Consider the following 21960-nt stretch of genomic DNA (forward strand, 5'->3'; position numbering starts at 1 on the left):
TTATTACACTTGACATGTGAAAAATACTCCTCGACCCGGCCCCGTGCCAAACCGGCCCCGCGCGTCCGCCGGCAGACCGGGTCCGGCGCCGCTCCCGGAGCTGTCCCCGGCCCGCGCCCGGGTGCTCATGGCCGTCGCCGACCGCGAGGACCGCGGGACCGGGACGACGATCGGCGACCTCGCCGCCGACCTCGGCGGCCACGCCAACACCAGCCGCGTCCACGTCGGCGAGCTCGTCTCAGAGGGCCTGCTCGAGCGGGTCGCAGTGGCAGGGAGCGCCCGAGGGCGGCCCGCCCACCAGCACCGCCTCACCGACCGTGGACGACTCGTCCTCGACGCCCTGCGGTTCGCGAAGCCGGTCGCGACCGACGAGCTGGTGTCGGCGATGGCCGAGCACCTCGCCGCGACGCCCGACGCCGAGGCGCACGCCCGCGCCATCGGGCGGCTCTGGGCGACGCAGCTGACCCGGGAGCCGGACACCGACGCGGGTCGGACGGGAGAGCGCGCGCGTCCACGTCGTCGCCGGCACGACTCGCTCTCCCCCACCGACCGGGTGACGGCGCTGCTGCGGACCGCCGGCTTCTCGCCACAGGCGGAAGCGTCGGGAGACGTGGCCCTGCTCACCTGCCCGGTGCTGACCTCGGCACGCGCCCACCCCGGAGTCGTGTGCACCATGCACGAGGAGATGCTGCGCGCGTCCCTCGACGACGCAGGCGACGCGGAGGTGGACGTGCAGCTGGTGCCCTTCGCCCGCGAGGGGGCCTGCCTCGTGCACCTCGCCCGACACTGAGGTCCAGACGCCGACATCACCACGCCGAAGTCTGCGAGTGCGGGGCGATGCCGCCGGGCCGGGGGCACCATGGGGCATGACCTCACCGACGTCCACCGCCCTCGTGCGGCGACCCCGAGTCCTCGTGTTCGACGTCAACGAGACACTGTCGGACATGACGCACCTCGGCGACCGGTTCGTCGAGGTGGGCGTGCCGCCCTATCTCGCCGCGCCGTGGTTCGCCGGGCTGCTGCGCGACGGTTTCGCGCTGGCTCTCACCGGCCGGAACGCGGCCTTCGCCGACGTCGCGCGGTCCTCGCTGCACACGGTCCTCCACGACAAGGCAAACGTCGAGGCGGCGACGCGCCACATCATGGCCGGCTTCCTCGCCCTGCCCCTGCACGACGACGTGTGCGACGGCATCCGGGCGCTCGGGGCCCTCGGGCTGCGCCTCGTGACGCTGAGCAACGGGTCGGCCGACGTCGCCGAAGGCCTCTTCGAGCGCGGTGGCATCCGGGACGCCTTCGAGCGCGTGCTGTCCGTGGAGGACGCACCGGCCTGGAAGCCGGCCGCGTCCGCCTACGCCTATGCGCTCGGCGAGTGCGGCGTCGCCGCCGAGGACGCGATGCTCGTCGCGGTCCATCCGTGGGATGTCCACGGCGCCAAGGCCGCCGGCCTGCGGGCAGCCTGGATCGACCGGACGGGCGCGCCCTATCCCCAGACGATGGATGCCGCCGACGTCGTCGCGCGGTCGCTGCCGGACCTCGCCTCCCGGCTCGAGGCACTGCCGGCCAGCGTCTGAGTCCGACCGAGCGGGACGGTCCGCGCGGCTCCCCCGGCGGGAACCGTGTCAGGATGCTCGACATGTCTGGTCGCGCGCTGAGCTTCGGGACGGTCGCTGCGGCATACGAACGCTTCCGTCCGGGCTACCCCGAGTCCCTCGTCGACCTCGTGACGGCGTATGCCGGGCGGCCTGTTCGGCGCGCCCTCGAGATCGGCGCCGGGACGGGCAAGGCCACCCGGCTGTTCGCGGGTCGGGGTGTGCACGTCACTGCCACGGAACCCGACACCGCCATGCTCGAGGAGCTGCGTCGGCACGTGCCGTCCACGGTCACGACGCGTCGAGCAGCGTTCGAGGACCTGCACCCGGGCGAGACCTTCGATCTGGTCTATGCCGCGGCCGCGCTGCACTGGACGCGACCGGAGGAACGGTGGCCACGGATGGCCGCGCTGCTCGCGCCCGGCGGCGTGTTCGCCTCCTTCGGCGGACCCGTCCGGCTGGCCGATCCAGCTGTGGCAGAAGCGGTTCGGGCCGCCCGGCAGCCCTTTCTCGAGAGCGACGAGGTCCCATCCCCGGACGGCACGCCGACCGGACAGCACCTGCAGTGGCCGGGCACGGAGCTCGTGCTGTCGGACTGGTTCACCGACGTCGAGCAGTCGGTGGTCGAGCGGCCCCTGACGATGAGCGCCGGCGACTTCGTCGGCTACCTCTCGACCGTCTCGGCCTACCTCGAGCTGTCGGTCCCGGACCGGGAGCAGGTGTACGACCGGATCCTCCGGGCCCTCCCCGGGACGGTCGAGATCTCAGCGGACATCACCGTCCACCTCGCGCGTCGGCGCGATGACCTCCCGTGACCGCCGCACGCCTGCTCGGCACCACGGTCGACCACCCTGGCTACCGCCGGGCGGTGACGCCGAGGTCTGGGTTGGCGACCTCGACTCCCTCCCGGAGCCCTCGATCATCGTCCGGCTCCTGTTGACCCGGCACCCAGGCGACGGACCGGCTCGCTTCTTCTGCGTGCCCGGCGCCAAGGGGCTGGACCTCCCGACCCGGTTCCTCGAACCGGGGCCCGTGCGGTCCGACCCGGCGATCGGCGTGGGCCGCCTGGTGGCCCACGTGCTCGGTGTCCGGGAGGTGGGCACGCACTGTGTCGGCTTCGTGCGCAACGTCGTTCGGCAGCCGGACACCGGCTACCCCCACCCGGTGCCATGGGCCCACGTGCCCGTCATCGCCGTCGACGGCGGCCCCGAGCCGGTGGTGTCCGGCGAGTGGGTCGATGTCGAGAGCGCACGCGACACCCTGGGCGGCAGGCACTGGTGGCCGATCGTCGAGCACCGCCTCAGCCCTACGGCGATGCCCGACGACCGACCCTGACGCCCGACCCTGACGGCCGTGAGCGGCGTCAGTCCTCGGCGATGGCAGCAAAGGCCTGCTTGGCGTCGCGGTACCACCCCATGGACTTCTTGGGGTGGCGCCAGCGGCCCTTCATCTCGTCATGAGCGGCCTGATGGGTGGCGTCCCCGGCCTTGACCGCCTCCTTGAGGTGGCGGTCCTGGGCCTTGATGACGTCGTCGGCGTTCTCGCCCCGGTGCTCGAGGTCGCACGGTCCTCCGAGCGCCCGGCAGGTCATGGTCTTCATGGTCGTCTCCTTGCTGATGGGATGTTCTGCCCTACTGACGATCGAGCCGCACAGAATGTGACGGGGAACCGACGGCGCCTGGTGGAGACCCCTAGAACGTGACGGTCGCGCCCATGGAGACGGTGCGGTCCTCGGGCAGGTTGAAGTATCCGGTGGGCGATGCGGCGTTGTGGGCCAGCGCCAGGAACAGGCGTTTGCGCCACACGGGCATGGTCCGCTCGCCTCCGCGCTCCAGCGAGATGCGGGACAGGAAGTAGTACGCGTCGTCCGTGTCCACGTCCACCAGACCTTCGGCCCGGGCGACGCGCAGGGCACGCGGGACGTCCTGCTCCTCCTGGAAGCCGAACCGCAGCGTGAGGTGCGTGATCGCGTCGTAGGGGTCGCCCAGGTGGTCGAGCACGACCCGCTCGGAGTCCGGGACGAACGGCACGTTCTCCGAGGAGATGCTGACGATGAGGACGAGCTCGTGGATGACGTGGTTGAAGGTGGCGTTCTCCCTCAACGCCAAGGGTGCCGAGGCCTTCCCGGGATGGAGGAAGACGGCGGTGCCGGGCACCTTGGCGACCGGGTTCCCGTGCAGCCACTCGATGAACGGCTCGAGGGGCCCCTCCATCTCGGTCCGGCGGTCGGTGACCAGTCCGCGGCCCCGTTGCCAGGTCAGCATCACCGTCGCGACGAGGACGGCGATGACCAGGGGCAGCCAGCCGCCGTGGAGGATCTTCGTCAGGTTCGCGCCGAAGTAGGTGAGCTCCAGCATCCCGAGAGGAACGCCGACGAGGAGCAGCCGACGACGGTTCCAGCCCCAGGCGGCCTGGGCGTGGATGAGGAAGAGCGTCGTCGTGATGAGGAAGGTCCCGGTGACCGCCAGCCCGTAGGCAGTCGCCAGTCGCTCGGACGAGCCGAAGAGCAGCAGGAGGGCGATGACCCCGACGAAGAGGGTCCAGTTGACCGCCGGCACGTAGATCTGCCCACGCTCCCGCTGGGACGTGTGGCGGACCGTCAGCCGAGGCAGGTAGCCGAGTCGCTCCGCCTGCCGGGACACCGAGTACGCACCGGAGATGACTGCCTGCGAGGCGATGACGGTTGCGACCGTGGACAGGATGACGAGCGGGAACCCCAGGGCGTCCGGGGCCAGGTGGAAGAACGGGCTCACCGCCGTCGACGGATCCCGGAGGATCAGCGCGCCCTGCCCCAGGTAGTTCAGGGTGAGCGCGGGGAAGACGACGACGAACCACGCGCGGCGGATGGGGGCCCGACCGAAGTGGCCCATGTCGGCATACAGCGCCTCGGCGCCGGTGATGGACAGGACCACGGCACCCATGGCGACGAACGCGATCCCCGGGTGCTCCGCGACGAACAGGACCGCGTAGTGGGGTGAGAGGCCGACCAGGATCGACGGGTCACGGACGACCTGTGCTCCGCCGAGAACCGCCAGGACCACGAACCAGAGCGCCATGACGGGTCCGAAGAACCGCCCGACGAGCTCGGTGCCGAACCGCTGGCCGGCGAAGAGGACCGTGATGATCGCGGCGCCGATCGGCACCACGAGGTGCTCCACCCCCGGGGTCGACACCGACAGTCCCTCGATCGCCGACATGACGGAGATCGCGGGAGTGATCACGCTGTCGCCGTAGAAGAGCGAGGCCCCGAGGACCCCGAGCAGCATGACCAGGCCGTAGCGGCGCCCGCCCGGTCGAACGGCGGTTCGGGTGAGGGCGGCCAGGGCCATCACGCCGCCCTCGCCGTCGTTGTCCGCCCGCAGGATGAACACGACGTACTTCACGGAGACGACCAGCGTCACCGACCAGAAGACGAGGGAGATGACGCCGAAGACGTCGCCCGGCGTGGTGGCCACCATGTTGTGGTCGACCGAGAAGACGGTCTGCAAGGCGTACAGCGGCGACGTGCCGATGTCGCCGAAGACGACGCCGAGGGCGCCGAGGGCGAGCCCGGCGATGCTGCCGTGCGACCGCTTCGAATCGTGTTCCACGACCAGCCATCCTCGCAGCCGTCCACCGGCGATGCGCGGGCACGGGCGGAACCGGTCCGTCAAGATCGCGTCAAGAAGCGCGGCGCGTGGTCGCCGGGCCCGGCCCACGACCCGAGACCTCGACCCTGAACGGAACCGCACCGTCCCCCCTCGGCCGGGAGGACACTGGAACCATCGGGGGCCACCGAAGGAGGTGCCGGGTCCATGACCGCGTGTGGCTGCACCGAGGCCCACGAACGAGAACGAATCGTCCTGACCGGCGGTCCCGGGGCCGGCAAGACCGCCGTCCTCGAGATGGTGCGTCACACCCTGTGCGAGCACGTCCTCATCCTGCCCGAAGCCGCCACCATCGTCTTCGGCGGCGGGTTCCCCCGTCGGGAGGAGCGAGAGTCCCGGCGCGCCGCCCAACGGGCGATCTTCCACGTGCAGCGCGAGCTCGAGGCCATAGGGGACGTGCCACGCCCGGCGGTCGTCCTGTGCGACAGAGGCACCGTGGACGGGCTCGCCTACTGGCCGGGCCCGCCCCAGGACTTCTGGGCAGCCACGGGCACCGATCCCCGTGACGAGTTCGCTCGCTACGACCTGGTCGTGCACCTCCGGACACCGATCATCGGATACGACCATGCCAATCCGCTGCGGGTGGAGACCGCGGCCGCGGCCGCTGCGATCGACGCCCACCTCGAGAAGGCGTGGCGCGGGCACCCGCGCCGGGTCCTGGTCGAGCCGACCGGGGACTTTCTGGACAAGGCCCGCTCGGTCGTCGCACTCCTTCTGGCGGAGCTTCCGGAGTGCTGTTCCAGCAACCTCGAGTCCTCGCTCAGGCGTCAGAACCACCCTGCCCCGGCAGCGCCGCCAGCAGCGCCGCCTGCGGCTCCGGACTCCGGGCGGTAGACGTGGAGCCCGCGTGGCGCCGGCGAGCCGGCACCACATCCGGCGATTGCACGACGGCTCTTCGACCGCGTCGTTACGCTGGAATCCGAAAGGCGCCGCCGATGTCGACCACCACTGAGTTCTTCGAACAACTGGGCCGCAGGGGCCACGAGGCCCTCCTGCAGCGGGTGTCCGCGAGCATCCGGTTCGAGATCACGGAGGACGGACACACGGTCGGCCGGGTGCTCACGATCGACCACGGCGACCTGCGGCTGTCCGCGAACGACGGACCGGCGGACGCCACCCTCTCCTGCAGCGGCACGGAGCTCGACGACCTGGTCACCGGCCGGACGAGCGCCATGTCGTCGCTGCTCCGCGGAGGTCTGGCGGTCCAGGGCGACCCCGAGCTGGTGGTGCTCGCCCAGCGACTGTTCTCGCAGGCTCCCCTGGCCGGCTCGACGCCCCAGCCCCCCACCGTAGAGAAGCGGTAGCCATGACGGAGAGCCTCGTCCGGATCCTCGATGGGAACACCTTCGTCGTGAGCGATCGCCGCGGCGACATCGAGGCGTCCGCCACCGATCCGAGCGGACTGTTCGCGTGGGACACCCGGTTCCTGTCGCGCTGGGTGCTCACCGTCGACGGCCAACGGCTGACCGCGTTGTCCACGGACGACCTCAACTACTTCGAGGCGCGGTTCTTCCTCGTCCCGGGCACGGGCACCGTCTACGTCAATGCGACCCTCACGGTCATCCGCCAGCGCGCGGTCGGCGACGGCTTCCGGGAGAGCATCACGCTGCTCAACCACGAGCAGAAGCCCGTCGACGTGACGGTCCGCATGGATGTCGCCTGCGACTTCGCCGACCTCTTCGAGGTGAAGGACGCACTGCCCAAGCAGGGCGACTTCGACACGCGGGTGGCGGACGGCACGCTCGTCATGGCCTACGACCGCGACACCTTCCACCGCACGACGACCATCTCCGCGACGCCCCCCGGACGCGTCGACGAGCGCGGACTCGAGTTCGACGTGCACATCGACCCCCACGACTCCTGGGCCGTCGAGCTGTCCGTGACGCCGGCCCTCGTGCATCCCGGCGCCCCGACCTTCCTGCGGGCGGCAGGCGCCGCGGGGGACTCGCCGCGCGGCCGGCTCGAGGAGCTGGACGCCTGGGTGGCCTCGGCCCCGAGGCTGGTCACGGACTCGGACCAGCTCGCCGCGACCTACCGTCGAAGCCTTGTAGACCTCGCAGCACTGCGGTTCTCACCGGCCATCGCCGGGACACGGAGCCTGCCCGCGGCCGGGCTGCCGTGGTTCATGACGATGTTCGGCCGGGACAGCATCTTCACCAGCCTGCAGGCACTGCCCTTCGCCCCCGAGCTGGCGGCGACGACGCTGCGGGTGCTCGGTGACTGGCAGGGCAGCCGCGTCGACGACTTCCGCGACGAGGATCCCGGCCGAATCCTCCACGAGATGCGGTACGGCGAGCTGACGGCCTTCCAGGAGCGCCCGCACTCGCCCTACTACGGCTCGGCGGACTCCACGCCGCTGTGGCTCGTCCTGCTCGACGAGTACGAGCAGTGGACCGGGGACAGCGATCTGGTGCGGGAGTTCGAGCCGGAGGCGCGTGCCGCCCTGCGCTGGATCGACACCTACGCCGACCTGCAGGGCAACGGCTACATCTCCTACCGACGGCGCAACGAGGAGACGGGGCTGGAGAACCAGTGCTGGAAGGACTCGTGGGACTCGATCGCCTACCGCGACGGCAGGCTGCCCGGTTTCCCGCGCGCCACCTGCGAGCTCCAGGGTTACGCCTACGACGCGAAGGTCCGTGCAGCGCGCCTCGCGCGAAAGTTCTGGAACGATCCCGGCTACGCGGACGAGCTCGAGCGGCAGGCGGCGGACCTGAAGGCCCGTTTCGACCGCGACTTCTGGGTCGAGGACGGCGAGTACTACGCGCTGGCCCTGGACGCCGACGGGACGCAGGTCGACGCGCTCTCCTCGAACATCGGACACCTGCTCTGGAGCGGCATCGTCGACGATGCCAAGGCCCCCATCATCGCGGCGCACCTGCTCGGCCCGAGCCTGTTCTCCGGCTGGGGAATCCGGACGCTCGCCGACAACCAGGCCCGCTACAACCCGATCGGCTACCACGTGGGAACCGTGTGGCCGTTCGACAACTCGTTCATCGCCTGGGGCCTGCGCCGCTACGGCTTCAAGGCCGAGGCAGCCCGGGTCGCCGACGGGATCCTCGACGCCGCGGCGTTCTTCGAGGGCCGGCTCCCCGAGGCCTTCGGCGGCTACGAACGCTCGCTGACGAAGTACCCGGTCCAGTACCCGACGGCGTGCAGTCCGCAGGCGTGGTCGACGGGCGCACCGCTGCTGTTGCTCCGGACCATGCTCGGGCTGGAGACGGTCGACAACCACCTCATCGTCGACCCCGGCGTTCCGGTCCCGCTCGGCCGCATCGAGCTGCTCGACATACCCGGCCGCTGGGGCAAGATCGACGCGTTCGGCCGCGGGCTGGTCGACGTCGACCATCCGAGGTAGCGCTCGCGTCGCCGGCCCGATCGGGCACGAGGTGACCGATCACAGGGGGTGGAGTGGGCCGGGCGCCGCGAGCGGGTGCGGCATGGCGGGAAGCTGCGCCCAGTGAGGCGGGATCAGCTCCCTGAGGCGCGGCTGCTGCTCGAGGTAGCCGGCCACCTGCGGCATCGGGGTCTGCCGGATCTGCCAGGTCCTGCCTTGGTCGAGGCTGACGACGAGCTGGTCCTTGTTCTCGGCGATGCCCTGGTAGTAGGCGATCTCGCAGTCTGCTCCGCCCTCGGCCATTCCGGTGGCGGCCCTGTCCTCGGGGATGTCGGCGCTGGCGAACGAGCCGTCGCGCTGTTGGATGACCAGGCGCAGGTTCCCACCGGCGCCGGCCAGTCCCCACAGCCCGCAGCCCCGGGCGGTCGGGGTTGCCCACCGGGTGTCGGGGACGCCGGGCAGGGCGAGTCTCTCGAGGGTCCGTGCGTTGAGGTTCAGCGTGCACAGCCCCACCCGGTCCGCGCACTCGATGCCGGGAACGCCGAAGCTGTGCGTCACGGCCCGGTCCAGGACGGTCAGGTGCACCGGCTGGCTCATCGTCGCCGAGACCAGGTAGGGCCCGGGGCTGGTGTGAGCCCAGTACCAGAGACCGGCACCGACCTCGCGGAGCAGCCCGTCGTCGCCCAGCGACGGCTGCTGGGAAGAGCCGGTCACGGCTCCGAGGGCGGTGAGCCGGTGGCCCGCTCCATCAGCGACGGCGATGGCTTCGCGACCGAAGCAGTCATGGTCTGGACGGGGTTGGGTGCAGCGTTTCCACACCGTGAGGACCACGGAGACGTGGGTGCGGGACCCCAGCTGGGTCACGACGAAGGCGTCCGGGTTCCCGACGATCTGCTCGGCGGTCCACTCGGGCAGGAGCGACTGAGGCGCCGGCCCGGACGGCAGCTCCCGCCGGTGGTCGTGGCCGACTCCGGTGATCGCCAGGGCGACCGCGAGCGCAGCGGCCGCCGCTCCGGCGCCGGCGGCGGCCGACCTGCGGCGACGCTCCCGGCGCCGGCGCCGGATCATCACCTGGAAGGGCGGCTGGTCGAGCGAGCGTCCGGTGTCGCGGGCAAAGCCAGCCAGGTCGGAGGTGGTCGGCGTCCGGGCGGCCGCCGGCGTGCCTGCCAGCTCGGCTCGGGCCCGGGCCAGGCGGCCCTTGACGGTGCCTTCCGGGACGGAGAGCTCGTGGGCGATCTGCTCGGCGCTCAGGTCGTCGATGTAGTGGAGCACGACCGCGTCTCGCACCGGCAGGATCAGCCGGCTGAGCGCGTAGACGATCGCGAGGTGGTCCTCGGAGGCCTGAGGTCCGAGGTCGATGCTCAGCTCTGACCGGAACCTCGGCCAGGCGGGGCCGGTGAGCCGGGACCATCGCCGGCGACGGCGCATCCGGTTGAGGGCCACCGCCCGAAGCCAGGCTTCCTTGTTCCCCGCCTCTGCGAAGTCGTTTCGGTGCAGGCCTGCGACGAGGAAGGACTCCTGAACGACGTCCTGGGCCTCCGAGCGGCTGCCCGACAGCGCGATGAAGTGGGTCACGAGGGGCCGGTAGGACTGCTCGTACACCGCTCTCAGCGCGTCCTCCTCACCGACGAGCCACTCCTCCGTCGACGAGGCACGCCCCCTCTGCGACGGACGTGATGGTGAGGATGACGGTGTCGGCCAGTCCACGCTGATGTTCCTGCTCTCGGACATGCGGGTCTCCTTTGCCAGGGCGTCGGCAGGGCTCGTTGCTCGAGGTCCAGCGGTGCCGTGCCTCGGTGGCACCGCTGGCGTCGGTCCCGTGGTCACTGCCTCGTGCGGGCCACGCCTCACCTGGATCGCGTCCTCGGCCGGTCGAGGCGCCGTGACGGCACGACCACCAGGTTCCCTCCACCCTGACGAACCCTTGCGGGCTCCCCCGGTTGCGTGTCCGGGCAACATTTCGCCGGGCTGCTGGTCGTTCGCTGCCGACTCAGCCGCGCGGCTCCACCTTGCGCGCTGTCCGATCGCCTCTCTCCGAACGGCGCTCGTTCGACGGGACGGAAACGAATCGCCCCACGCATGCAACCGAAACACCGTCCCGCGGTTCGTCCAAGGTGGAAGCATCGTCAGGGAAACCCGAGGCGGTCAGCTCATGAATGACGACGGAGACGTGGTCCGCTCGGTGTACGACCTGTCCTACCGGCGCCTGGTGACCCAGATGGTGGCGTTGTGCGGCAACCGGGCCGAGGCGGAGGACGTGGTCCAGGAGTCGTTCCTGACCGCCTTGACGCATCGCAGCGACTTCACCGAGGCGGCCAACAAGGAGGCGTGGCTGCGGACGGTGTGCCTGAACCTGCTGCGCAACCGCTGGCGCCGGGCGCGGGTCGCGGGGCGCCTCCTGCCGAAGTTCCGGGCCGAGCTGAACATCCAGCTCGGCCCGCAGGCACCCGAGGACCACGTCGCGCTCGTGCAGGCGTTGAGCAGGCTCAGCGCGCAGGTCCGGGTCACCGTCGTGCTCCACTACATCGCCGACCTCAGCGTCGCGCAGATCGCGCACGAGCTGTCCGTCCCCGAGGGGACGGTCAAGGCGCGCCTGGCCCGAGCCCGCGCCCAGATGGCCAGCCATCTCAGCGACCACGAGGAGGCCGACCATGTCTGACCTGCGCGACTTCGCCCGCGACACCGAGCGGTCCCTCGACCAGCCACGCTTCGACGTCATGATCGCCGCCCGCCGCCGGGTCCACCGCCGCCGCGCGGCCGTCACCGCCGCGGCGGCCGTGGCCGCCGTCCTCGCCCTCGCCTTGGCCGTCACCGGCCTGGCCCAGCTGCACCAGAAGCAGATCCCGGCCCGGCCGGCGCCGCCACAGCTGCTCGTGCCGGACTGGACCGCACACCAGATCGTCGGGCACCCCGACGCGTTCGTCGTCAAGCAGCTCCAATCCCGCACCGACCCGCGCACCGTGCTGACGGTGTGGAAACGCTGCCCCACCCGCCCCCAGCCGAACCACGATGACTGCCTCGGCCGCGAGGCCATCGCCGTCGCAGACGGCGCCGGCCACCGGCTCGTCACGCTCGCAGCAGTCACCGACACCAGCCAGCTGCCAACCCCCGGCGGGGACGGATTGCTTCGCGAGGTCGGCGACGGCCTCTGGTACTGGGCGCACCAGGACCCGGGGCCCTACCTGGTGTCGGCGACGATGAGGACGCCGGTGCACCTGACGGTCCTCGACAGCCCCACCCCCCACGCCTATGGGGTTCCAGGCGTGGAGTGCGCGAACCAGGAGGGCCTGTGCACCCTCGACCTGAACGCCCGGACCCTGGAGCGGCTCGCCATCCCCGACCTGCCCGACACCCGCTGGGCGATCCCCACGGCCCAGGGCTGTGGGCTCTGGGGTCTGGTCGGGGTCGGCGCCCGCACGCGTCTGGTCATCCAGCAGCGTGACGGCGGGTTCGCGACGGCCGACCTGCCGCACGCCCCGCTCGGTGTGGCCATGGCCGAGGGCGGCCCGAACTGCGAGGTCGCCTACTACCAGAGCCTCGTCCCGGACAAGAGCCAGCTCGTCGTCAGCGTCGACCAGGGCAAGACCTGGCAGATCCGCCAGTCCCCCCTGCCCCAGGTCGCCGGGTACTACGAGCACCAGCCACGGGACAGGTTCCTCATCCCGCCCCGTTGGGCCGACCTGCCGCCGACGGCCCACCCGCTCGAGCCACCCGGCGCACTCCACCCGCTCTGACGCCCAGCACTGCGGAAGGCGCTCCCCCAACGGCCCCATGTGCGAACACGTGGCCCGTGACAGGCCCATGCCGTGCCGATCAGACTGTGAAGCAGTCGAATACGAGCTGGCGAGGGGACTCGAAACCCTAATGCCTGTTTACAAGCCGTCGAGCGATGCGAGTCCGGAAACAACGTTGACGAGCACCAACGTCATCTGCGGTTCTACGTCTGCAGGCGGTCGTGCGGTCTGTGTGCGATTAGTCCAGCCCACTGATGCCCTGCTCCGTCAAGAGGAAGCTCCCAGACGCCATGTCGACTCTCGGCAAGTCTGGCCGCTCGGGTGGGTCCCGACGCTCGAAATCGCGGGTCGCGGATCCCCTTGTAGGGCCTCAGCTGACGGTCGTGATCTACCGGATCTGCCGATGTCAGGACGTTGCGATCCTGCCGATGAGCGGACGTCCATATGCTCGTCCACTCGGGGCGTCGCTGGGCGTTCTAGCCTGCGAGAATGACGATCTTCGACACGGTCACGGATGGGGCGGACTTGCTTCTGCTCCTGGTATTGGGCGTGGGCATCGTCATCCTCTTCACGAACTGGGTGAGCGACTTCCTCGCCCAGGTCGTGAGGGCCCCGACCTGCCCCGACTGCGGCCACCCCGCCTCCTTTCACGAGGGGCCACACTGCCGCGGAACCGCCGAACACCCGACCGGGCACGCGCAGTCGTGGAGGCCCGGCATGAGGTGCCCATGCACGCTAAGCCGGCCGGAACTGAAAAAGCCCAAGAGGGGGAAGACCCCCGTAACTTGAGTGCGTGCGCTTGCTCGGGCCACCCGGAGCACCGGATCGAACTCCGGCAAGTCCACTCTGGGCGTCGACCGGCGTGGACAGAACACCTAGAGCACCTGGTCGCGACTCGAACCGCCGGCTACAGGTGACTGCCGCGCAGGGACCGGGCCAGCGAGCTGTCGTTAGGGTCATACACGAGGCAGATGAGCCGATGGTCGCCGGCCGACCAGCCCGCCCGATCCGTGGTGGCGTAGTCGGTCTCGAGCCGTGACTGCTCGAACGGGACTCCGACGTACGATGCGAAGGCATCAGCTTGACACTTCGCCTGCGCCGAAGCGTCCACCGCATCGTCACCCGGCCACTTCCTCGTTCCCGTCAGGAGGGCCCGGAGCGTGACCTCGTCGTCGTGGGTCGCCTTGCAGTCCACGACGGTGATGAACTTCGCGGAGGCGCTCGACGGATTTCGGATGCACATACCGGGCCGGAGATCCTCCCAGTAGATCCGCTTGGCCTTGGCGAGATGAGCCGGAGGCCGCGTCGACGGCTGGGTCGGTGGCCTCGTGGATTTCGGCGGCGGAGGCGAGGATGTTGCCGCTTCCGAAGTGGGCTGGGAGCTGGCGGACGAGCTGGACGAGGTAGCGGAGGCGCTCGACGCCGCCGTGCCGGACACGGTCGGCGGCTCGGGCTTCTGGCACCCAGCCAGGACGGTGACAGCGACAGCCGTCGCCAAGGTCACCACGGCATACGCCATAGTTACTGCGTTCCGAACGATGCGGCGAGATCGCACTCCCTTGGACATTGCGCCCTCCCATGCCGCCCAAGATGTGTTCAATGCTAGAGCCGCGCCTCGGCTCGCGTCCCGGACTTGTCGCAACGCCGCGCAGCACATTGACTTCACGCGAGATCGCAACACAACTCGGAGGGTCGAAGGCGCACGGTCATGCCGCGCAGAGGACGGCTACGCTCGTCCGACTTTGCCACCGGCTGGATGGCTCGCCGGCTTCGTAACCCACGGCGCTACGGCTCCGGGGCCCAGTCGCGGTTGGAAGGCGCCATGCACCCGTGGCGGTTTCCGCCCCAACGCAGCTTCACGTCGACCGGAGGAGTGCCTCGGCCTCGTCGGCGGCCGACGGGCGCGTCCGAGCCTCCTCGGCGAGCACGGCCGCGAAGCGCTTCGCCGCGTCCGCGTACTGACGGTCCTGAAGCACCAGACGCACGGCAGCCGCGATCTGGTCCGGTGAGGCCGACCGGCTCACGCGCACCCCCGCTCCGAGCCGGAGGAGACGGACGGTGTTGTCCTTCTGGTCCCGGCCCATCGGCAGGCAGACGAGAGGTACGCCGGCCGCGAGGGCGCGCAGCACGGTGCCGTGGCCAGCATGCGTGACCACGGCTGCCGCCCGGCGCAGCACGAGGGAGTGCGGGGCGGCTCGGACGACCTGAACGTTCGGGGGCGCCGACACGTCCTCCGGAGCGACGGCCCGACCGGTCGTCACGAGGCCACGGACGGGCAGCCTGCCCATGGCGGCGGCGATCTTGCCCAGCGTCGCGGTCTGGCCCTGGTGGACGGAGCTTAGGCCGACAAGCACGAGCGGTCGTGACCCGTCGTCGCCGCCCTGCCACTCCCCGGCCCAACCGGGGTCGTCGAGCTGCGGCCCGACGTAACGTACGTTGGCCGGAAGGTACGGTGTGGTGAAGTCGAACGACGGGCTCGTGAGAACCAGCACGGCGTTCGCATGGTCGAGCCCCCCGAGCATCTCGCTCACCGGCGCGAGCCCGTGCAAGGCGCGAACTGCGTTGAGCTGCTTTGTCATTCCCTTGGTCGCCCACTCGACGGCAGACAACGCAGCCGCGTCGCGCACGCGCCCAGCAGGACCTTCGGCCGCCGACCAGCCGGTCGTGAAGGGCGGCAGGCCGCGGGTGGGCCGGGCGTAGATGTTGGACATCAGCGCAGCAAACGGGAGCACGCTCGCCTCGGCGCCGATGACCATGCCGGGAATCGTGCCCTCAACGAGGATGGCATCTGCCGCGTGACCGGTCGCGGCGTCGAGCACGTCCCGGGCGAAGAGGTCGGCGGGTCCGACCAGCACGCGCTCCCGGACCCGCCGCAGCCGGCGCAGGGGCCAGCCGCTCTCGAACTGAGTGATCATCGCGGTCTGATCGGTGAGAGATCTGATCTGCGGAGCCGTCCGCCACGGCGTATAGCTGCAGCCGGCCGCCCGGGCCACCTCCTCGCCTGTCGGGTCAACGAGAACCTGGACCTGATGGCCACGTCGAACCAGCTCGGCGGCCACCCCCATCATCGGCGGCAGGGTGCCGCCCGCGTCGATGGCGACCATGAGGAACCGGCCGGCGGCCGGTGCTTCCCCCGCTGGCGTCACCCGAGCACCTCGTTGGTCCCCGCCAGGAGGGCGTCTGTGGGCGGCTCCACGACGTCTGGCTTCCTGAGGAGCTTCGAGAACCACGGGGTTCGACGTGTTCGACGTGTTCGACGTTGCATGGTGAGCCCCCGATGTACGGGCGGGTCTGCGTTGGTGTCCGGTGATGCAGCTCCCAGTCTGCGCCTCGCGGAGCACCTCAGGCACTCGGCGTGCTTGAAAGGTAGGGCGGCTGGTCGCCTTTCGGCTCAGCCGAGTCGCCCGCGCGGCGCGCGCGTGCGCGAACGAAGTCTCTGCGGCGCCCTCGAGCCCCTATCGCGGAAGGGTCAGGAAGGCGTACGGCTGAACCCGCTGACACGCAGCGGCGGGGCGAACCTGTCGGGCCGAGCGGCGGGGCGAACGCGCACCTAGGGTCTCAGACCCCCGGAGACACTCTTCCTGTCATGCCGCCGAGCGGGCGTGCCATTGGGACTTCCTCGCGGTTGCGACGGGCAGGGGGCCTCGGGGTCGGGTTTGCCGGGATGGCGTGATCAGTCGGACGCGCCATCATCCGGACGCGTCGCCCCATGTCGGCGCGAGGGCGAGGGCCTGCAGTGAAGCGAACTCCCACGGGTCGACGGGCTCTGTCGGTCCAGCCTCGGCATACCTGTTCAGCGTGACGACGAGGCCATCAGACCGAAAAGCCACAAGGATGCGGACGCGCTCGTACGGTTCTTCGTTCTCGTCGGCTCGCACTTCCTCGTACCACGCGATGATGCTGCCGTCAGGTGCGCGGACACACTCTGCAACGGCCGCAAATCCGTCGTCGTCACATGACCCTGGCATGCCTTCGCCGTACCAGAGCGCGAACATCGAAGTCGACTCGGCGGTCTGGACGAGGACATCCAGGATGTCTGACTCGTCGCCGCCGGGAACCGTCGTCTCTGCGTACCTGGAATGCTCATCACGCGGGTTCGTCTTCAGCTCACCCACCAACCGGTAGATCAGATTCTGTGCCTCTGGCGAGATCTCGCTGCTCACGGCGCTGATCTTGTCAGCGACGGTTTTCCTGCGGCAAGTCGGCGCACGCTCACGTCCGCTCATGCCGCACACAGGAAGTCGCTGACAGCCTCAAGGCCCGGTCGTCGACCCACCATCCCGGAGCGGGACGCCGAGACCGCTCGGCTCGAAACCCTGAGATCGAAGTACCCGTCGATAAGCGCGAGTCGCAAGCCAGAAGCCGGCGACGGCCGAGCCCGCTCGGGCAAACCAATCGGAACCATTCGGCAGCAACGAAGTCAGGGCCAGGTAGCCGCCGAACGCCACCAGCAGAACGACGAGGGCAGCACAGACAGCTATTGCTTCAGCGCGCCAGACCGCGCGTTCATCAGGCATCTCGCGCTCGCGGACGTCATTCACGTGACAGACCCTAGCCACGAGTGCGGACGGCTGCGGGGTCCTCGGAGAACGTCCGCAACTGCCGCTGTCGTGTCGTCTACCAGCCCATGCTGCACCCGACGTCCTCGCGAGCCAGTGCGAAGCCCGCTTGGGGGGCCGAATGGGTCCTTCTCCCGGGCCCGGTCATGCTGTTCGCCGTCGCGGACTGGTTCCTTCGGACACCCCCGCGTCAGTTGTCCTGCCCCTCCTGGCTATCGCTGGAAGCCTCGCCTTGACGCGAGGATGGACCGTTTAGACGCGATCCGTTGCCGCGGATCATTTTCCGGGACCGACTTCAGATTCACGTTCAAGGACCTCCACGCGTCCCCGTTCACCAAGGAGTGCGATGCAGGAGAGCAATGTGGCAGTAGTGGATCAAGGGCAGGAAGTTGTCATCACGATGACGCGCGACGACTACTTCCTGGTCAGGTCCCTGATCGCCGAGACGGTGTTCCTCGGGGACCCCCGCGACTTTCAGACTCGACTCGGGGCGACGGTAGAGAAGGCGCAGGAACTGCTTAGGGGGTTGCCTGACATTGGAGCTTGACCGCTGAGTTTCGTTCCTGAGGCGTTGCCGTCACAGGGGTCGGCGAGCATCCGCACGGCCTTGCGCGACGTCCGCACATGCCGCGAGTCGCGAGGCCTTTTCGGCTTGGCAGGGACCTTCGACTCTGGTGCGAAGGTGTGGCACGCCTCAAGATCAACGTGATGGCTCGGTGGCACCTCCGAAACCGAGACTGAGGTGAGAACCATGCAAGACCCTCGATCCAACACTCATGTTGTGGAAGCAACTCATGCGCAGAGCGCCCTGGGCCAGACACACCCCAGCATCCAGCGGCAGATCTGGCACTTCGCCCGCCACTACCTCGAGATGTGCGTGGCGATGTGCCTGGGAGGCACAGCCCTCGCGCTGCTCGTATTTCGCGCTGCGCCAGCGGTGTTGGGGATCCAGGACCTGCGCGACACCGCTCCGGCAGCAGCCTTGATTGTCGCAGCCGTCCTCTACACGCTGCCGATGGCGACGTGGATGCGCATTCGTCATATGGCTTGGCGTCCCACCCTTGAGATGTCCGCCAGCACGGTGGGTGTCGCAGTCATCGTGTCCGTGCTGTATGGCATGGGTGTTCTCTCCCTCGCGACGCTCGAGGCTTGGGTCGCAGCAGGCTGCGCTCCTTGGTGTGCGGTCATGTTGATCCCCATGTTGTTCCGGCTACCCCTCTACACGGGCCGAAGCGGGCACCACGCGAGTTAGGCCACGAGTGGCCGGGGTGACATACCCTCACAGGCTCGGCCAGGGGAGGTCCCCAAGCGGGCCAAGGTGGAGGACCGGCGATGCCGAGGCGAGGGTGGATGACCGCAACGATGGCGACCGCTGCGGGTCGGGCGCGTCTCGAGCGCCTGGGGTGACTCGCGCGGGCCTCCTGTGCAGGCCAGGTCCTGAAACTCTCGCGACCGGTCCGAACGTCCCGAATCGTGTGCACTGCGGGGTGTCGCGGGTATGAGCTGAGCAGGGCGTGGCGCGTGCTCGGGGCAACAAGTGAGGAGACCGTGGTGCAAGCTCCGGAGGACCTGGCTGCATTCTTCGTCAAAGCCGCAGCCACCGTCGTGCGGTTCAACCTCACGTTGGGACCGGATGAGGCCAGCTTCCGTCGGCTGGCGATCGACGACCTGGTGGACGGCATCCCGCTCTCTGATCCCTGGGGCGGACTTCACGCCCGTCTGCTCGCCGGCGAGGACCCGGCAGGGGCTTTGTCCCAGGCGTTCGCCGAACAGGCCATCGGCTACTGCGAGGCGGCAGCGAGGGCGACCGTCGAGCTGGTGGAACAGGCGGTCGGGCATCTACGTGCGGCTGGCGGAGACGAAGCCGTACAGGCGTTCCTCGACGACCTGCAGCGCCAAGAGGGAGCACCGGCCGCCTGAGCATCAGGTCTCCCCCCATGGCCGGTCACCGCATCGAGCATCACCACGCCACCACCGGTGGTCGAAGGACCGCTCTAGTGCGTTGCGGCCCTCGTACGCCTCAGCGTCGAGGCGTCCGTGGCCCGCCACCTGAGGACCCCTTCGCTTGACCGCTGCCCGTAACCCTCCAAGAACGGGCCCCGGCTCGAAATCCCGGGCGCCTGAAAGGAATGGCATTCCGGTGTGGGTTCGGCGCGCCGAACCAGGTCCTGTCGCTCACTTGGCTGCATCGCTCAGGACCGTCACGTGCAGGAGGTACACGTGCTTGCTTGCCTCGGGGAGCGGGTCAGGGGTGGGGTCGATGCCGGTGACAGCGCGGAAGGCGCCAGTGAGCGCCAGCTCGGTGGCCTCCCCAGTGGGTGGCACGCGGCGGCGACGGGCTCGCTGGCCTTCGGGGGCAGGCCGTGCGTGCTGCGTTGAGAGGGCATTCCGCGCCCCCTGCATGGCACTTGGAGGACGGCGTCGACCTGTTCGGTCGTTAGGTGGTCCGAGGAGTCCGCGACGGTGGCGATGACGTCCAGCAGGAGCTCGATCTCCTCCCGCAACGCTTCATCCTCCAGCGGCAGGGGCCGAATCGGTTCAAGAATGGGGTGGGTCGCTGGAGGGCCTGGGTCACGTCCAGTGCCGAGCGCCTCGAGAGAGTCGGTCATCATTGCCTCCAGACTGCCGGGCGTTGTCAGTTGCCGGGTCTGGGGCTACCACTTCCAGAGTAGGCCAGAGGAGCCGGCCGGCGATCAGGGCGGCGCCGGGGCCACGTGGCTTCTTCACCTGAAGTGGACCAGAACGCGGCCGAAGTCGTCCGAGTCCTTCTCGACCCGGGTGGAGGGCCTTGATGTCAGGTCTCCGAGGGCCGCGCTCCGTTCTTCAGCGATGAATACCGTACGTCGCACCGGGATCGTTGAGCCCTGTCGTGACGAGATCTGCCGCCCGGCCGTCGACGTGCGTCACCGCCGCCAGCGTCTCTCGCGTGAGCACGACTGTCGGGTCCTTCGGCGTGCGGCGGGGTGGCGTTCCCGTATGCGGCCATCCGGGCTATTGAGAATTGCCCGCCTGCGGAGAACGATCGTTTGGTAGAGCGTCAACGACGGCGCTGGGCGCCGCCTCTGGGGGTCGGAGGAGAGATGAAGCGAAGTCACGTATGGACCGTCGCAGCCTCGATCGCGGCTCCGCTGCTCCTGGCGACGGGGGGCGCATCTGCTGCCCCTGCTTCCACTGCGGGCAGCGGCTGGGGCTCCAGCGTGCCGTTCACCAACGTCGTTGCCAGCTCGCCGACGACAGGGGGTGGCTATCCCGTTCCTTCGGGGTCACGTGTCCCTGAGGCGGGCACCTGCGGTGGGGGCCCGTTCAACGCGAACCACTCCGAGTCCTGGCTCGCGGTGAAGCCTGGCACCGAGGACCTCGTCGGCGCCTCGAAGTTCTTCTTCGACAAGTTCTCGACCTTCTACATGTTCTACGTCGGCGCCTACCAGATGCCGAGCGGGACACCGTCGGGCAACAACCAGGTCCAGGGCTACGACTGTGTCTCGACCGGTACGCAGGCGATGCCACCGAGCTGGACCGACTCCACCGACCCCAACGTGGACTTCGACACCCAAGGCCGCGCCTACCAGACGATGCTGCCGTTCAACTCCTACTTCGACGCCACGAAGCTCCACCCTGACGGCGAGATCGACATGTCCTACAGCGACGACCTGGGCCGGCACTGGACCAAGGGCAACGGCGGCGTCCCGCTCGAGCCGACCAACAACGCCTCGGCACGGCAAGCCGGTCACGTCGAGGACAAGCAGTGGGTCGCGGTCAACCACATCGTCGGCAACGCCTTTCAGGATCACGTCTACGCGGCATGGGCGGTGTTCAACGGCTCATCGATCAAGGTGAGGATCGCTGTCTCGCGTGACCGCGGGCGACTTTTCGACAAGGCGGTCACGATCAGCACGCCCTCGCAGGTCGGTCCCGGCGTGACCTACGTCTATCCGGAGATCGACGCGGCGGGCAACCTGTACGTCTCAGTCGTGTCGTTCCCACCGAACGGCGGCCCGTCGACGATGTACGTCGCTCGGTCCAGCGATGACGGCCGCACGTTCAGCGCGTTCGTCCCGATCACGACGGTGACCATCCCTCCCGGCGAGGTCTACGCCAACACGCGCTTCCGCAGCGGCATCCCCGCCACCCTGGCTGCCAGCCCCACCTACGCCAACCACCTCTACCTCACCTTCGAGGACTGGGACGCGGCCGCGGGACAGGCAGACGTCAAGCTCACGCAGTCCACCGACGGCGGCGTCACCTGGACGACGCCGGTCCTGGTCAACGACAACTCCGACGCCCCAGGCGTGCCCACCGACCAGATCCAGCCGTCGGTCGCCGCGGGCCCCGGTGGCGCGGTCGCCGTCGCGTTCTACGACCGACGCACCGCCTGCCCGACGGACGCGAGCATTCTGCCGGCCGATGCAGGCCGGACCAACTTCTGCATCGACACCTCTCTGCAGGCCTACAAGGACAGCGGCAGCGGCGCGGTGCCGGTCGGGACGAACGTGCGGATCTCCAAGTACACGTGGGATCCAGAACAGCCCGGACAACACCTCGGCGGCCTGCCGCAGTACCCCTGCGCCGGGGCCACGGACCCCTGCCAGAGGGGCAGCGGGTTCATCGGCGACTACTTCGGACTCGCAGTCTCCGGGCGCAACATCTATGCGCTCGGCGTATCGACCCACTATCCCTCGGCAGTGACCGCAGATGAGAAGGGTCCGATCTACTACCAGCAACAAGTGCTGGCCACGGTGCCCCGGACCGACTTTGGCGCCGGCTACTGAGGCTCCATCAAACGGCCTGTTCAGCCGCCGTTCCCGGCCCTCGGAGTCTCAGGCAAGAAGTCGCGGGGAGACCTCCCTGCCGCTAAGCCCCGATTGCTGGGCTCGTCCTGTCGACGGGCTGTCCGCCCTGCCTCACGGCGGCGAAACCGCAGGTCAGGAGCACCATGAACCCGCCTGAGCAGAGAGCTGGCGAGGGGACTCGAACCCCTAACCGCCTGTTTACAAGACAGGTGCGCTACCAATTGCGCCACGCCAGCACGTCCTCGGCCGCAAGCCGTGGACGGGCGAAAGCGTAACCGAGCCCGACGGCATACGCCCAAACCGG

Annotated in this window: 21 protein-coding genes and 1 tRNA gene; 14 read left to right on the plus strand and 8 right to left on the minus strand. The window is 69.4% G+C overall.

Going from position 1 to position 21960, the window contains the following annotated elements:
• Positions 1-43: 43 nt before the first annotated feature.
• The 4 genes from ABD831_RS01220 (at position 44) to ABD831_RS01235 (ending at position 2924) form a co-directional block, all read left to right on the plus strand.
• Entirely contained in the window at positions 44-790 is a 747-nt protein-coding gene (locus ABD831_RS01220; protein WP_344940363.1) for a helix-turn-helix transcriptional regulator, read from the plus strand.
• A 76-nt stretch (positions 791-866) separates the two neighbouring features.
• Positions 867-1571 carry a haloacid dehalogenase type II gene (locus ABD831_RS01225; RefSeq protein WP_344940366.1) on the plus strand — a complete coding sequence of 235 codons (705 nt, stop codon included), beginning with the start codon at positions 867-869 and terminating at the stop codon, positions 1569-1571.
• A gap of 62 nt (positions 1572-1633) precedes the next feature.
• On the plus strand, positions 1634-2404 hold the full coding sequence (locus tag ABD831_RS01230) for a class I SAM-dependent methyltransferase (protein ID WP_344940369.1): 771 nt from the start codon (positions 1634-1636) through the stop codon (positions 2402-2404).
• Positions 2391-2924 (plus strand): NUDIX hydrolase, encoded by a 534-nt coding sequence (locus tag ABD831_RS01235; protein WP_344940373.1) that lies wholly within the window; start codon positions 2391-2393, stop codon positions 2922-2924. The genes ABD831_RS01230 and ABD831_RS01235 overlap by 14 nt, the downstream gene beginning before the upstream one ends.
• Before the next feature lie 28 nt (positions 2925-2952).
• Here the strand turns inward: ABD831_RS01235 and ABD831_RS01240 are convergent, their stop codons facing one another.
• Both ABD831_RS01240 and ABD831_RS01245 read right to left on the minus strand, forming a co-directional pair.
• On the minus strand, positions 2953-3189 hold the full coding sequence (locus ABD831_RS01240) for a DUF1059 domain-containing protein (RefSeq protein WP_344940376.1): 237 nt from the start codon (positions 3187-3189) through the stop codon (positions 2953-2955).
• 91 nt (positions 3190-3280) lie between these two features.
• A complete protein-coding gene (locus ABD831_RS01245; protein WP_344940379.1) occupies positions 3281-5179 on the minus strand; it encodes a potassium transporter Kup in 1899 nt (632 codons plus the stop codon).
• Between the two features lie 204 nt (positions 5180-5383).
• On the opposite strand from ABD831_RS01245, the gene ABD831_RS01250 reads away from it, so the two are divergent.
• From ABD831_RS01250 to ABD831_RS01260, 3 genes are all read left to right on the plus strand, one after another.
• A complete protein-coding gene (locus tag ABD831_RS01250; RefSeq protein ID WP_344940383.1) occupies positions 5384-6070 on the plus strand; it encodes an ATP/GTP-binding protein in 687 nt (228 codons plus the stop codon).
• 101 nt (positions 6071-6171) lie between these two features.
• Positions 6172-6540: an SCP2 sterol-binding domain-containing protein gene (locus ABD831_RS01255; RefSeq protein ID WP_344940386.1), complete on the plus strand. Its 369-nt coding sequence runs from the start codon at positions 6172-6174 to the stop codon at positions 6538-6540.
• A gap of 2 nt (positions 6541-6542) precedes the next feature.
• Positions 6543-8594 (plus strand): amylo-alpha-1,6-glucosidase, encoded by a 2052-nt coding sequence (locus tag ABD831_RS01260; protein ID WP_344940389.1) that lies wholly within the window; start codon positions 6543-6545, stop codon positions 8592-8594.
• 39 nt (positions 8595-8633) lie between these two features.
• Here ABD831_RS01260 and ABD831_RS01265 read toward each other — a convergent pair whose 3' ends face one another.
• On the minus strand, positions 8634-10304 hold the full coding sequence (locus ABD831_RS01265) for an RNA polymerase sigma factor (protein ID WP_344940392.1): 1671 nt from the start codon (positions 10302-10304) through the stop codon (positions 8634-8636).
• Positions 10305-10725: 421 nt separating this feature from the next.
• Between ABD831_RS01265 and ABD831_RS01270 the strand changes: the two genes are divergently transcribed.
• The 3 genes from ABD831_RS01270 (at position 10726) to ABD831_RS01280 (ending at position 13096) form a co-directional block, all read left to right on the plus strand.
• On the plus strand, positions 10726-11232 hold the full coding sequence (locus ABD831_RS01270) for an RNA polymerase sigma factor (protein WP_344940395.1): 507 nt from the start codon (positions 10726-10728) through the stop codon (positions 11230-11232).
• Positions 11225-12307, plus strand: coding sequence for a hypothetical protein (locus ABD831_RS01275; protein WP_344940398.1), 1083 nt, complete (start codon positions 11225-11227; stop codon positions 12305-12307). The genes ABD831_RS01270 and ABD831_RS01275 overlap by 8 nt, the downstream gene beginning before the upstream one ends.
• A gap of 489 nt (positions 12308-12796) precedes the next feature.
• A complete protein-coding gene (locus tag ABD831_RS01280) occupies positions 12797-13096 on the plus strand; it encodes a hypothetical protein (RefSeq protein ID WP_344940401.1) in 300 nt (99 codons plus the stop codon).
• A 118-nt stretch (positions 13097-13214) separates the two neighbouring features.
• On the opposite strand, the gene ABD831_RS01285 is transcribed toward ABD831_RS01280, so the two are convergent.
• The 3 genes from ABD831_RS01285 to ABD831_RS01295 all read right to left on the minus strand — a co-directional run bounded on the left by ABD831_RS01285 (position 13215) and on the right by ABD831_RS01295 (position 16470).
• The gene (locus tag ABD831_RS01285; RefSeq protein WP_344940404.1) at positions 13215-13826 is read right to left on the minus strand and encodes a septum formation family protein; all 612 of its coding nucleotides are present in this window, start codon (positions 13824-13826) and stop codon (positions 13215-13217) included.
• A gap of 337 nt (positions 13827-14163) precedes the next feature.
• Positions 14164-15222 (minus strand): glycosyltransferase, encoded by a 1059-nt coding sequence (locus ABD831_RS01290; RefSeq protein ID WP_344940407.1) that lies wholly within the window; start codon positions 15220-15222, stop codon positions 14164-14166.
• Between the two features lie 774 nt (positions 15223-15996).
• Positions 15997-16470 (minus strand): hypothetical protein, encoded by a 474-nt coding sequence (locus tag ABD831_RS01295; protein ID WP_344940410.1) that lies wholly within the window; start codon positions 16468-16470, stop codon positions 15997-15999.
• 742 nt (positions 16471-17212) lie between these two features.
• Here ABD831_RS01295 and ABD831_RS01300 point away from each other — a divergent pair.
• The 3 genes from ABD831_RS01300 to ABD831_RS01310 all read left to right on the plus strand — a co-directional run bounded on the left by ABD831_RS01300 (position 17213) and on the right by ABD831_RS01310 (position 18786).
• A complete protein-coding gene (locus ABD831_RS01300) occupies positions 17213-17413 on the plus strand; it encodes a hypothetical protein (RefSeq protein ID WP_344940412.1) in 201 nt (66 codons plus the stop codon).
• A 234-nt stretch (positions 17414-17647) separates the two neighbouring features.
• Positions 17648-18118 (plus strand): hypothetical protein, encoded by a 471-nt coding sequence (locus tag ABD831_RS01305; RefSeq protein ID WP_344940415.1) that lies wholly within the window; start codon positions 17648-17650, stop codon positions 18116-18118.
• 299 nt (positions 18119-18417) lie between these two features.
• Positions 18418-18786 carry a hypothetical protein gene (locus tag ABD831_RS01310; protein WP_344940418.1) on the plus strand — a complete coding sequence of 123 codons (369 nt, stop codon included), beginning with the start codon at positions 18418-18420 and terminating at the stop codon, positions 18784-18786.
• A gap of 255 nt (positions 18787-19041) precedes the next feature.
• On the opposite strand, the gene ABD831_RS01315 is transcribed toward ABD831_RS01310, so the two are convergent.
• Positions 19042-19191 (minus strand): hypothetical protein, encoded by a 150-nt coding sequence (locus ABD831_RS01315; RefSeq protein ID WP_344940421.1) that lies wholly within the window; start codon positions 19189-19191, stop codon positions 19042-19044.
• A gap of 1010 nt (positions 19192-20201) precedes the next feature.
• Between ABD831_RS01315 and ABD831_RS01320 the strand changes: the two genes are divergently transcribed.
• Positions 20202-21635, plus strand: coding sequence for a sialidase family protein (locus ABD831_RS01320; RefSeq protein ID WP_344940423.1), 1434 nt, complete (start codon positions 20202-20204; stop codon positions 21633-21635).
• Between the two features lie 184 nt (positions 21636-21819).
• Here the strand turns inward: ABD831_RS01320 and ABD831_RS01325 are convergent.
• A tRNA-Thr gene (locus ABD831_RS01325) sits at positions 21820-21892 on the minus strand.
• Positions 21893-21960: the final 68 nt, after the last annotated feature.

It is taken from the genome of Terrabacter ginsenosidimutans (assembly GCF_039539425.1).
In the GTDB taxonomy this organism is placed as follows: Bacteria; Actinomycetota; Actinomycetes; order Actinomycetales; family Dermatophilaceae; genus Terrabacter; species Terrabacter ginsenosidimutans.

What these genes read in the sequence shown, in the direction of transcription:
- ABD831_RS01225 (WP_344940366.1), top strand. Translation starts at nt 867, where the DNA reads ATGACCTCACCGACGTCCACCGCCCTCGTGCGGCGACCCCGAGTCCTC.
- ABD831_RS01230 (WP_344940369.1), top strand. Translation starts at nt 1,634, where the DNA reads ATGTCTGGTCGCGCGCTGAGCTTCGGGACGGTCGCTGCGGCATACGAA.
- ABD831_RS01235 (WP_344940373.1), top strand. Translation starts at nt 2,391, where the DNA reads ATGACCTCCCGTGACCGCCGCACGCCTGCTCGGCACCACGGTCGACCA.
- ABD831_RS01240 (WP_344940376.1), bottom strand. Translation starts at nt 3,189, where the DNA reads ATGAAGACCATGACCTGCCGGGCGCTCGGAGGACCGTGCGACCTCGAG.
- ABD831_RS01250 (WP_344940383.1), top strand. Translation starts at nt 5,384, where the DNA reads ATGACCGCGTGTGGCTGCACCGAGGCCCACGAACGAGAACGAATCGTC.
- ABD831_RS01255 (WP_344940386.1), top strand. Translation starts at nt 6,172, where the DNA reads ATGTCGACCACCACTGAGTTCTTCGAACAACTGGGCCGCAGGGGCCAC.
- ABD831_RS01260 (WP_344940389.1), top strand. Translation starts at nt 6,543, where the DNA reads ATGACGGAGAGCCTCGTCCGGATCCTCGATGGGAACACCTTCGTCGTG.
- ABD831_RS01265 (WP_344940392.1), bottom strand. Translation starts at nt 10,304, where the DNA reads ATGTCCGAGAGCAGGAACATCAGCGTGGACTGGCCGACACCGTCATCC.
- ABD831_RS01270 (WP_344940395.1), top strand. Translation starts at nt 10,726, where the DNA reads ATGAATGACGACGGAGACGTGGTCCGCTCGGTGTACGACCTGTCCTAC.
- ABD831_RS01275 (WP_344940398.1), top strand. Translation starts at nt 11,225, where the DNA reads ATGTCTGACCTGCGCGACTTCGCCCGCGACACCGAGCGGTCCCTCGAC.
- ABD831_RS01280 (WP_344940401.1), top strand. Translation starts at nt 12,797, where the DNA reads ATGACGATCTTCGACACGGTCACGGATGGGGCGGACTTGCTTCTGCTC.
- ABD831_RS01285 (WP_344940404.1), bottom strand. Translation starts at nt 13,826, where the DNA reads ATGGCGTATGCCGTGGTGACCTTGGCGACGGCTGTCGCTGTCACCGTC.
- ABD831_RS01290 (WP_344940407.1), bottom strand. Translation starts at nt 15,222, where the DNA reads ATGATCACTCAGTTCGAGAGCGGCTGGCCCCTGCGCCGGCTGCGGCGG.
- ABD831_RS01300 (WP_344940412.1), top strand. Translation starts at nt 17,213, where the DNA reads ATGCAGGAGAGCAATGTGGCAGTAGTGGATCAAGGGCAGGAAGTTGTC.